At 62.0% G+C, this 11,865-nt stretch carries 7 protein-coding genes; 5 read left to right on the forward strand and 2 right to left on the reverse strand.

Annotated elements, in window-relative coordinates; all coding sequences use genetic code 11:
- Window positions 1-65: 65 nt before the first annotated feature.
- From yicI to GYM67_RS00975, 4 genes are all read left to right on the forward strand, one after another.
- Entirely contained in the window at window positions 66-2,093 is a 2,028-nt protein-coding gene (gene yicI, locus GYM67_RS00960) for an alpha-xylosidase (protein ID WP_220236723.1), read from the forward strand.
- Window positions 2,094-2,293: 200 nt separating this feature from the next.
- Window positions 2,294-3,379 carry a glycoside hydrolase family 5 protein gene (locus tag GYM67_RS00965; protein WP_258561522.1) on the forward strand — a complete coding sequence of 362 codons (1,086 nt, stop codon included), beginning with the start codon at window positions 2,294-2,296 and terminating at the stop codon, window positions 3,377-3,379.
- Between the two features lie 12 nt (window positions 3,380-3,391).
- Window positions 3,392-4,894, forward strand: coding sequence for a glycoside hydrolase family 43 protein (locus GYM67_RS00970; RefSeq protein ID WP_220236724.1), 1,503 nt, complete (start codon window positions 3,392-3,394; stop codon window positions 4,892-4,894).
- Window positions 4,895-4,982: 88 nt separating this feature from the next.
- The gene (locus GYM67_RS00975) at window positions 4,983-7,022 is read left to right on the forward strand and encodes a beta-galactosidase (protein WP_220236725.1); all 2,040 of its coding nucleotides are present in this window, start codon (window positions 4,983-4,985) and stop codon (window positions 7,020-7,022) included.
- A 91-nt stretch (window positions 7,023-7,113) separates the two neighbouring features.
- On the opposite strand, the gene GYM67_RS00980 is transcribed toward GYM67_RS00975, so the two are convergent.
- Together GYM67_RS00980 and GYM67_RS00985 are read right to left on the reverse strand one after the other, a co-directional pair.
- Window positions 7,114-7,950 (reverse strand): alpha/beta hydrolase, encoded by an 837-nt coding sequence (locus GYM67_RS00980; protein WP_220236726.1) that lies wholly within the window; start codon window positions 7,948-7,950, stop codon window positions 7,114-7,116.
- Between the two features lie 76 nt (window positions 7,951-8,026).
- Entirely contained in the window at window positions 8,027-10,528 is a 2,502-nt protein-coding gene (locus GYM67_RS00985) for a glycoside hydrolase family 94 protein (protein WP_220236727.1), read from the reverse strand.
- Window positions 10,529-10,941: 413 nt separating this feature from the next.
- On the opposite strand from GYM67_RS00985, the gene GYM67_RS00990 reads away from it, so the two are divergent.
- Window positions 10,942-11,817 (forward strand): TetR/AcrR family transcriptional regulator, encoded by an 876-nt coding sequence (locus GYM67_RS00990; RefSeq protein ID WP_220236728.1) that lies wholly within the window; start codon window positions 10,942-10,944, stop codon window positions 11,815-11,817.
- Window positions 11,818-11,865: the final 48 nt, after the last annotated feature.

Genomic DNA, 11,865 nt, shown 5'->3' on the forward strand with positions numbered 1-11,865 from the left:
TGCAGGATTGCTGTCACCGGCTCTAGGACATAGTGACCGACAACAACAAGGAAAGATAGGAGAACATGAAGTTCCTCAACGGAGAATGGCTTGTGCGGGACGGTTTCGACGTCAAATATGCGGCCAACATCTACAGCGCGGACATTGAAGAGAAGAGGCTGACCCTCTACGCCCCCTTCCAGGTGATCAGGAACCCCGGCATGACCTTGGACGGAGGACTGCTTACCATCGAGGTCACCTCCCCCCGTCCCGACATCATCACCACCCGGATCATCAACTACAGGCAGGACCACAGCCATGACCCCCGGTTCACACTTAACCGGACCGATCCCCCAGTGGGGATTGAGGAGGATGAGAAGGGATGGACCTTCACCAGTGGCAGGCTGGTCCTGAAGATCGCCAAGGGCGATGCCATTGACTTCGAGTACGAGTATGAGGGCCGTCCGCTGACCAGGTCGGCTTGGAGAGGCAAGGCCCTGGTGGCCGATGACAATGGCAGGCCACACGTGGTCGAGTCCCTCGACCTGGGCGTGGGAGAGAAGATCTACGGCCTGGGCGAGCGCTTCACCAACTTCGTGAAGAACGGGCAGACGGTCACCATCTGGAATCAGGATGGCGGTACAGGCACGGCCCAGGCCTACAAGAACGTCCCCTTCTATATGAGCAATCGAGGGTATGGGGTCTTCGTGGATTCCACTGACAAGGTGGAGTTCGAGATCGGTTCTGACGAGGTCTCCAAGGTCCAGTTCTCCGTCCCCGGCCAGGAGCTGACATACTCAGTGATCGGCGGCCGGGACCTCAAAGGGGTGCTCAGCACCTACACCGATCTGACCGGCAAGCCCCCCCTGGTCCCCGACTGGAGCTTCGGCTTGTGGCTGTCGACCTCCTTCACCACCGACTATGACGAGAGGACCGTCAACGAGTTCGTCGACGGCATGGCGGCACGGGACATCCCCCTGTCGGTCTTCCACTTCGACTGCCGTTGGATGGACGACCTGGAATGGTGCAACTTCGAGTGGAAGCATTCCGCCTTCCCGGACCCGGAAGGGATGCTGGCCCGCCTCCACCAGAAAGGCCTTAAGGTCTGTGCCTGGATCAACCCCTACATCGCCCAGAAGTCCAAGCTCTTCAAGGAGGGGGCCGAGAAGGGGTACTTCATCAGGCGCACCGACGGCCAGGTCTGGCAGTGGGACAAGTGGCAGGCCGGCATGGCCATCGTCGACTTCACCAACCCCGAGGCAACGGCCTGGTACCAGGGCAAGCTCAGACACCTGCTGGACCAGGGCGTGGATTGTTTCAAGACCGACTTCGGAGAACGCATCCCCAGCGAGGGCGTGGTCTATGACGATGGTTCCGACCCGGTCAAGATGCACAACTACTACACCCTCCTGTACAACAAGGCCGTCTATGACCTCCTGGTTGAGGTGAAGGGGGCTGACCAGGCCATCCTCTTCGCCCGTTCGGCGACGGTGGGCGGCCAGCGCTACCCGGTCCACTGGGGCGGGGACTGCACCTCCAACTACCCCTCCATGGCCGAAAGCCTGAGGGCCGGCCTCTCCTTTGGCATGAGCGGATTCGGTTACTGGAGTCACGACATAGCCGGCTTCGAGGACCAGCCCACCCCAGATATCTACAAGCGCTGGACCCAGTTCGGCCTTCTCTCCTCGCATTCCCGCTACCATGGGTCCACCGCCTACAAGGTCCCCTGGCTTTACGGGGATGAGGCCGTCGAGGTCACCCGCGAGTTCGCCAAGCTCAAGCAGCGTCTTGTGCCCTATCTGATCAAGATGTCGCATGAGACCCATGAGACGGGCCTGCCCATGATGAGGGCCATGGTCCTGGAGTTCCCCAGCGACCCGACCTGCGAGGACATCGACACCCAGTACATGTTGGGTGACGACATCCTGGTGGCCCCGATCTTCAACGAGGAGGGGACCGCCCGTTTCTACGTGCCTGATGAGGGCACGGGCCGACCCTGGGCCAACATGCTGACCGGGAAGGCCTATGAGCCCGGACGCTGGTACCAGGAGACCTACGACTACCACACCCTGCCGGTCCTTGTCAGGCCTGGCACCGATCCCCTTCACATGTGAGCTGGTCTCTGCTGCCATGTTGTTGGCGCTTCCTGTGCCCGGTGTGGCCCTGCCCGGACCGGCGGGTCAGGATAGGGTCTGGATTGCATGAATGAAAAACGCGAATGGATGCATGTGCTCGTAGGCTTCCCTCCGATTGGAGACCCCGCCGTCAGGTGGTGCATCCCTCATCGGGTAGCCTTATCGACAGAAAGAAGTGGATGTCCATGACGACCGCCGTAGAATTCGTCAGACAGTTGGGCCTGGGCTGGAACCTGGGCAATACCTTTGATGCTTTCCCTCTCCAAGGGGAACATGAGGAGGCCATGAAGGAGGGTCGGACCTGGACCCCGGAGGATCAGGAGAGACTCTGGTGCAACCAGCCCTTCACCCCTGGGTGCGCCCGTCTGGTCAAACAGGCCGGGTTCGACACCATCCGCATCCCGGTTACCTGGGTGGAGTGGATTGACGGGGAGGGACACGTGGACTCCATCTGGATGAACGCGGTCCGCCGGGCCGTCGACTGGAGTCTGGGCGCCGGACTCAAGGTGATAGTCAACGTCCATCACGATGGCGGTGAGGGCGATCTCCCTTGGATCCGCAAGGCGGACAAGGACCCGGATGGGGTCTGCAGACGGTTCGCTGGCCTCTGGCGTGAGATCGCCGACACGTTCAAGGATTACGGGCAGGACCTCATTCTGGAGGGTGGCAACGAGATCGGCTTCGATGACATGGACCGGGACCAGGCCTATGTCCTCTTGGAAAGGCTCAACCAGATCTTCGTCGACACGGTCAGGGCCAGCGGATCGCACAATGCCGACCGCTTCCTGCTGATTCCTGGTTACAACACCGACACGGCCATGACCTGCGACTCCCGTTACCGCCTGCCCAAGGACAGTACAGCGGACCGGCTGATTGTCTCCATCCACTATTACTCCCCGGCCGATTTCGCCCTGGCCACACACGACACCACCTGGTGCAAACCCAGGCAGGAGTGGGGCAGTGAGGCGGACATCAAGGCGGTGGAGGCCGATTTTGCTACCCAGCGTCGCCGCTTTATCGATGCCGGCATCCCCGTGATCATCGGAGAGTACGGTCTGCTGACCGAGGCCGTGGATGGGAAGGACCACGCTAGCAACCTCAAGTGGGTATCGACCGTTCTGGGCTGCTGCAGGGGGAACGGATCCTGCCCGGTCCTCTGGGATACATCCACCAAGGAGATGTGTTTCCTGGATCGGACCACCGGCAGCTTCTTCGACCCCGACATGGCATCCCTCTTCGCCCAGGCCAGGGCGGACCGCCAGTAGGGATGTGCCGCGATGACCCTGTTCAACTGCACACCCGCCCGCCGGATCGCCTCAGGATTCCACCCGGATCCGACCATCTGCCGTGCCCCCTCGGGCCGCTACTTCCTGGTCAACAGCTCCTTTGAGTATTTCCCAGGCCTTCCCATACACGAAAGCGGCGACGGGAAGCATTGGGCCCTGATAGGGAACGCCATGGACCGACCTTCCCAGTTCCCCTGCGAGGGCATGGGCAACAGCGGGGGCATCTATGCTCCCACCCTGCGCTGGCATGACGGCCTATTCTACCTGACCGCCACCAACGTCAACAAGGGAACCATGATCATGACCACGCCGGATCCCCACCAGGGATGGTCCGATCCTCTGTGGGTCAAGGGGTGGCCCGGTATCGACCCCACCCTCCTCTTCGATGACGATGGAACCGTCTACATCTGCGGCAATGAAAGCGACCAGATTGACCAGGAGGGCAAGAGGGAGGTCCCCGGTATCTACCTGTCCCGTCTGGATGTGGGCACGGGGACCGTCCTGTCGAAGAGGGAGAGGATCTGCGTAGGGACCACCGGGGCAAATCCTGAGGGGCCCCACATGTACAAACGGGATGGGGTCTACTATCTGATGTGGGCGGAGGGTGGCACCGAGGCTGGCCACATGGAGAACATGGCCCGTTCCGCCTCGCCCACAGGCCCCTACGAGATGTGTCCTGGCAACCCCCTGATTACCAACCGGAGCACCCACCTGACCCTTCAGGCGATCGGCCACTGCGACTGCGCGGGGTTCGATGAAGACCGTACCCTGATGGTCTTCCACGGAACCCGGAATAACCATGAGTATCCCGCCCAGGGGTGGCTGGGCAGGGAGTCCTATGCGGTCCGGTTCGCTTGGAAGGATGGATGGCCCACCTTGGCCGACCAGTCCTACGATGTCTCCCTCCTGGGCGAGGGGGAGGCCCTTGAGAACCAGATTGACTGGATCACACCCTCCCTGGACAGGGCCGGTCGTTTTAGCGTGACCGGTTCGAGTGACCCAACGGAGGCCCGCATACTCGTGGATGCCACCGGCCATGACTTCCGGCTGGACGACGGGGCGCCCATAATCGGGACCCGGCAGACCGACTTCCGCTGCACCTTCGAGGCCGCTCTCCCCGACCCGGCCCAGTTGAATTATGGCCAGGCCGGATTGGCTGTCTACGCCAATGCCGGCCATTACATGGATCTGGCGGTGGAACCTGCGCGGAATGGTCTGGTGCATGTCCAGGTTCAGGTACACAACGCTGGCCTGGTCAGCCTGGTGGGGTCCGCGGACCTGCCTGCCGGGTCGCCCATAGGTCTCCAGATCAGGGGGGACGAGATGGGCTACGCCTTTCGGGCTTCAGGCCTGGACGGGGATCACGATCTGGGTCATGCCCCGGGCAAGGTCCTCAGCTTCGCCAACGCCGGCGGGTTCACCGGAATCCTTCTGGGGGTCTATGCCCACGGATCCGGACGGGTCACCTTCGATCCGGTGGCCTATCGGGTCTGAGCAATCTGTACATTCGCAAAAACGACAAGAGCAGTCGCCCGCTATGGGGTCACTTGGTGCCCGTCGGACGACCTGAAGGAGATTGATCATGAAACCCACATTCAGCAGCTTCCTGTTCGGGGGCGATTGGAATCCGGAACAGTGGCCGGAGGACACCTGGGAACAGGACATCGAAAAACTCGAGGACGCCCACATCAACGAGGCCACCATCAACGTCTTCTCCTGGGCCCTTCTGCAACCTTCGGAAGACAGATATGACTTCTCCATGCTGGATAAGATTGTGGCCCTTCTGGTCAAGCACCGGTTCAACATCGTCATGGCTACGGGGACGGCGGCCCTGCCTGCCTGGATGGTCAGGACCCACCCAGAGGTGATCCGGACCGACCAGGAGGGCAGGCATCGCGTTTTCGGGGGGCGGCATAACTTCTGCCCCACCAGTGAATACTTCCGACAGGCATCCGGGGCTCTGGCAGGCCATCTGGCCGAGCGTTACTCCGACACCCCGGGCCTGGTGGCCTGGCATGTGGGCAACGAGTACGGCGGTGGCGGCGGCCTGTGTTACTGCGAGGGCTGTTCCTGGGCCTTCCGTGTCTGGCTGAAGGAGAAGTACGGCACGGTCCAGGCCCTCAACCAGGCCTGGTGCGCCAACTTCTGGAGCCACACCATCTACGACTGGGATGACGTGGTTCCACCTGTGGCCTACGGGGATGGGATCGGTGAGAATAAGTGCGTGATCTCCGGGTTGCAGATGGATTACCGCCGCTTCCAAGAGCAGGCACAGCTGGCCTGTTTCGCCAATGAGCGCGACGCCATCCGCCGCCACGACGGTTCCACGCCGATCACCACCAACCTGATGGGGACCTTCAAGGACTTGGACTACTTCGAATGGGCCCAGCAGATGGACTTGGTCAGCTGGGACAACTATCCGGGCATGGACACCCCGCCCAGCTTCACCGCAATGTCCCACGACCTTATGCGTGGAGTGGGCGGCGGCCGTCCCTTTATGCTGATGGAGCAGACGCCCAACCAACAGGGCTGGTTCCCCTTCTGCAAGGTCAAGCGGCCCGGCGAGGTCCGCAATCTCAGTTGGCAGGCCGTGGCTCATGGGGCCGACACGGTGCAGTTCTTCCAGATGAAACAGTCCTTGGGCGGCTGTGAGCGCTCCCATGGGGCCGTCATAGACCACAGCGGCAGTGAGGAATCCCGAGTCTTCAAGGAGACCGCTGCCCTAGGGGCCGAACTGGATAGGGTGGGGGCCCGTCTCATGGGCACCCAGGTGGTGGCCAAGGTGGCCGTCATGTTCGACTGGCAGAGCTACTGGTCCCTGGAAGGTTGCGTGGGCCCCACGACAGGCTTCTCCTACCCCCAGGAGGTCCACCGCTTCTACCGCCCCCTCTACCGCCGCAATCTGGCCGTGGACTTCATCCCCAGCACGGCCCCGGTCGAGACCTTGAAGAAGTATGACCTGGTCCTGGCCCCGGCTCTGATCTCCCTATTGCCCGGTGTGGCAGACCACCTGGAGTCCTATGTGTCCGACGGTGGCACCTTCGTCACCGGTTATATGGCCGGTATCCACGACGAACACGACCTGGTGGTTCCGGGCGGGTATCCGGGTGCCCTGAGGGGGCTGACCGGGGTCTGGGTCGAGGAGATCGACGCCCTGGCGCCTGACGAAACCATACCGGTGGAGGGTCTGGCATCTGCCGACGGCCAGCCTGCCGGTCAGATCGTGGCCAGCCTGATCCGTTGCGAGGGAGCCAAGCCTCTTGCCTCCTACGGGGGCGGCGACTTCTACGCCGGCAGCCCCGCCCTGACGGTGAACGGTTTCGGCAGGGGGAAGGCCTACTTTGTTGGCACCCCCCTGAACGAGGCTGGCATGGAGGCCTTCACGAACCCCATCGTCGACAGCCTGGGGCTCCCTGCGGTCGACACACCCAGGGACGTCAGCCTTTCCATCCGCCAATCGGATGACGGGACCCGGTATGCCATCGTGATCAACTCGTCCTACTCGCCAATCACTGCTGACCTTCCTCTCCTGAGGGGCGGTGAGGATCTCCTGACCGGCGGCCGTGTGTCCGGTCCGCTGGATCTGCCTGCCTATGGGGTGGCTCTGGTCGCACTGGCCTGACAGGCCGACGGTGAACCTGAGTATCCGGGTCTTGTTATGGCTGGCGTCAAGGAGTTCTGAACTACGATAGGGTTTCGGGTGTCAAGGGGAGTTAGGCGGCCGGTCCCTTCCCCCTGAAGGTCCGCTTGATCCAGGCGGCCGCGAGACGAGGCCAGATCTGCACGCAGGGTTCGATTCCGTTGGTCCCCTGCCAGGCGGTTTCTTCAGTCCCCAAGCCCAGACCGTGGCCTCCGTGTGGGAAGAGGTGGGCTTCCACGCTCACCCCAGCCTGCTTGCAGGCTTCCACCAGCATAAGGGTGTTCTCCGGAGGGACCAGGCCATCCTCCATGGTGTGCCAGACGAATACGGGTGGGGTCTTGCCGTCTATGTGTCTCTCGATGGAGACCGCCTCCAGGGCTGTCGGGTCCTCCTTCTTGTCGCCCAGGAGGTGGTCGATGCTCCCTCGGTGGGCGAGGGGGCCGGAGGTGATGACCGGATAGCCCAGCATGAGGCCGTCGGGGCGGACGGCGTCGGGGTCATAGCCGTGGGTTCGGAGGTCCTGGTCTCCGGCGGTCGTGGCCAGGTTGGCCGCCAGGTGGCCACCGGCTGAGAAGCCCATGATACTGATGGCCCTGGGGTCCACGTGCCACTGGTCGGCGTGCTCACGGATGCGCTTCACGGCTTCAGCCGCTTCGACCAGGGCTGTCGGGTACACGGAGGGCCAGCAAGAATAGCGCAGAATGAAGGCATTGCAGCCCGCCGCCAGGAACTGCGCTGCGATGGGTTCGGCCTCCCTGTCCGAGGTCATCTCATAGCCGCCTCCGGGAATGACCAGGACCGATGGGCGGACCCGGTCTGGCACTACTTCCTCGCTGTTGTCTAGGCTGTAGCCGACGAACTTAGCCCGGCTGCCGTCGATCCCCTCAATCTCCTGCTCGAAATACTGCATCTGCGCTCATCCTCCTTGATGCGAAGGGCCCTCAGGCCGCGACTCATTGTAAATCACCAGGTGGCTCGGCGGCCCCTCAGAAGGTCACGGTCAGGTCCACCGGATTCTCTCCGGTCTGGGGCGGCACCATCCCGTCGCCAAGTTCGCGGCCGTCCAGGCTGACCGAGCGTTTTCCGGTCCGCTTCATGGAAATCCGGTAGGTGACCCCCCTCCAGCTCCTGCTGACGGTCAGTTCGTTGAATTCGGCGGGCAGGTGGGGCTCGATGACCAGTCCGTCCAAGGTGGGTCTGACCCCCAGCAGGTACTGGGAGATGTCCACGAAGGACCAGGCTGCCGTGCCTGTCAGCCAGGAGTTCTTTCCTTCGCCGGGGGTGGGGGACTCAGGACCGGCCACCATCTGGCAGTAGACGTAGGGCTCCACCTTGCGGATGTCAGACTTCTCCTCCAGGTAGGCCGGGCAGGTACGCCTGTAGACCGCAAAGGCCTCCTCGTCATCGTCTACCATGGCGTTGGCTATGGAGATCCAGGGGTTGACGTGGCAGAAGATGCCGCCATTCTCCTTGTAACCCTTGGGGTAGGAGGAGATTTCGCCCAGTTCGATCCGATATGTGGAATAGGCGGGGGCCAGGATAGCCGTACCCCAGGAGGAGGTCAGCCTCTCCTTGACCGAGGTCAGAGCCTGTCGGGCCTTGCCGTCACCGAGACCGATACCGGCCAGCACACACATCCCCTGGGGTTCGATGTAGATCTGCCCCTCGCTGTCGGTGTGGGAGCCGACAGGACGGGAGTAAGCGTCGTAGGCCCTGAGGAACCACCTGCCGTCCCAGCCGGCCCCCTCTATGGCATGGGTCATCTTCTCGATGGCCTGGCGGACCGAGTCGGTCTCCTGGGCTACAGCTTCCCTGCTCATCCCGCAATCCGTCCCGTAATGGTCCAGGATGTCGGCGTAGCGGCCGGCGTAGAGGACGAACATGCCTCCGATCAGGACCGACTCAGCCACACCTGTATCATTGTTTTCGACGGTCTGGAAACTCTCTCCCGGCGTATCGGAGAAGCAGTTGAGGTCAAGGCAGTCGTTCCAGTCGGCCCGTCCGATCAAGGGGAGGCCATGTGGGCCCAGGTGGTTCATCGTGAACCCGACTGACCGGCGCAGGTGCTCCAGGAGGGGCCTCTGGGTCCCTCCCACATTGTTGAAGGGGACGGGCTCCCCCAGGATGGAGGAATCTCCGGTCTCGGCCAGGTAGGCGTAGGTACCGGCCACCAGCCAGAGGGGGTCGTCATTGAAGCCGCCGCCAATGTCGGCGTTCCCCCTTTTGGTCAGGGGCTGGTACTGGTGCCAGGCCGACCCATCCTTCAGCTGGGTTGAGGCGATGTCGATGATGCGCTGACGGGCGCGGCCGGGGATCAGGTGGACGAAGCCCAGGAGATCCTGGTTGGAGTCGCGGAAGCCCATCCCCCTCCCGGTGCCCGACTCGAAATAGGAAGCCGAGCGCGAAAGGTTGAAGGTGACCATGCACTGGTACTGATGCCAGATGTTGACCATCCGGTCCAGGCGGGGGTCGCCGCTGTCTAGGGTGAACCGATCCAGAAGGTCGGTCCAGTAGGCCTTGAGGTCGGCGAAGGCCTGGTCGACCTGGTCGTCACGCTTGAAGCGGTCGAAGAGGGCGTGTGCGGGTTTCTTGTTGATGATTCCCACCTTGGTGGGGTCATCAGGGTCCTCCCACTTGTCTTCCTTGGGCAATTGGACATAGCCCAGGAGGAATACCAAGCTCTCCTCCTGACCGGGGTCCAGGGACAGTCTGACCCTGTTGGCGGCAATGGGGGACCAGCCGTGGGCCACAGAGTTGCGGGCTCTGCCCTCGATGATGGCCTGGGGGGTATCCCAGCCATTGAACCGGCCCAGGAATTCGTCTCGGCTGGTGTCGAACCCGCAGGTGGGCCGGTTGACCCCGAAGAAGGCGTAATGGTTCCGGCGTTCCTTGTATTCGGTCTTGTGGTAGAGGAGGGTGGACTCCGATCCCTGCTCGATCTCCACTTCGCCCGTGGACAGGTTGCGTTGGAAGTTGCTGGAGTCGTCCTCGGCGTTCCATAGGCACCACTCCATGCAGCCGGTCACCTCCAAGAGGATGGGGGAGTCGGTGGTGTTTCTGATTTTCAGACGGTTGATTTCGGCATCGGCATCCATAGGGACGAAGGCGGTCATGACCGTGTCGATCCCCTTGTAGGAGGATTCGAAGATGGTGTATCCGGTCCCCTGGCGGCAGCTGTACCGGTCCAGGGGGGTCCTGAAGGGCAGGAAGGTGGGCGACCAGGTGGCCAGGGGAGCGGATTGCTGGTTGTCTCGATCCATGAGGCTCAGGTAGTAGTTGCGGCTGCCGTTGTCGGCAGGTACCCCGTTGTAGCGGTAACGGGTTATCCTTTGGAGCTTGGCGTCCTTATAGAAGGAATAACCGCCGCCTGTGTTGGAGATGAGGGAGAAGAAGTCCTGGTTGCCCAGATAGTTGATCCAAGGCAGCGGGGTGGCGGGTGTGTCGATGACGTACTCCCTGGCTGCGTCGTCAAAATGACCGTATTGCATGTTCTCCCTATCCTCGATGCAACCCTGACCCAGTCCCGTAGGGTTGGGGCCGAGTGGCAGGCCGCAGGCGGCCCTTCCGGATTGTTTCGGGGCGTCGCAACCCCCTGAAAGCAACAGTGCCCGAGCGGAACAGCTGCCGGAATCGTAACCCACTCCGGGAAGGACCGCCAAAGCTGGCGACCCATATTTGTATTATCGTTTGACTAATATGATAGCATTCATTGATAAACCTATAGACAAGCGTGTGCGGATTTCCTACAATGGTAAAAATCGCGCGGCGCCCAACAGGCCGGAACCCCCCAAGGTTCGGCATGTCGGCGCCGTCTGCAGTCATGATGGGAACCCGCGGGGGCGGGCGGCGACTCAAGGACAGGGTCCCACCGCCTGCAAGGTGCCTGAGTAAAGGGGGGATCATGACCGGAGTAGAGGATTGGAACCAGTACCGGGCTGGTAGGAGGGTCAACGGATCCGGTCCGACGGTCGGGTCCACCTTTTCGGAAAACCCCCGTGCTCGTCAGGTCTTTACCGGCAAGGGTTTTACCCGACGCAAGCGGATGACCGCCGATGAGCGCAGGGACCAGATTGTCAAGGCGGCCGTCAAGGTGATTGCCGCCAAGGGCTTTTGGGGGATGTCCCTGCAGGATGTGGCCGATCAGGTGGGCATCACCGAGGCCGCTCTCTACCATTACATCGACTCCAAGAACGACCTGTTCAGCATGGTCATGGAGCAGGCCTATGACTCCCCTGAGGCCGACGAGTTCATCTACAAGACCTGTACAGGAACGGATGCGGACGGACACAGCCTCCTCTTCTTCCCGCGATTCTGCGCCAACAACGTCATTTTCAATGCCCGCAGGCCGGAGATGGTCAAGCTTTTCTCCATCCTGAACGGGGAGGCCCTGAGCCCTTCGCACCCGGCTCACCGCTATTTCGTCGGCCGCCACCAGAAGTTCTGGCGGACCATCAAATCACTGAACTGGTGCCTGCCCAGAGGGTACGACCTGGACCGCTTCCATCACATGTGGATGCTGTGCATGTCGGCCATGGATGGTCTGCAATACCGCTGGCTGGCGGACGGGTCAGCCGACTTGGTGGCCGAGTGGCTCGCCTTCTCCGACGAGCTTTTTCCTCAGGAGAAATGGCATGGGTTCATGGACCCCAGTGACATCGACCCGGATTCCGAAGCCTGCCTGGCTGCCTACGGCCTTATCACGGGTGGGGAGCAAGCGGTTCAGGACCTGCGACTTCGTCCAGGCAGCCCCTGCGATGGGGTGGCGGACAGCAAATGACCATAAGCAGAAAAGCGCCGTGGATATGAAAGAAACAAATGAGAGGAT

Origin of the sequence: Bifidobacterium asteroides (assembly GCF_019469425.1) — a bacterium.
Taxonomy (GTDB): domain Bacteria; phylum Actinomycetota; class Actinomycetes; order Actinomycetales; family Bifidobacteriaceae; genus Bombiscardovia; species Bombiscardovia asteroides_I.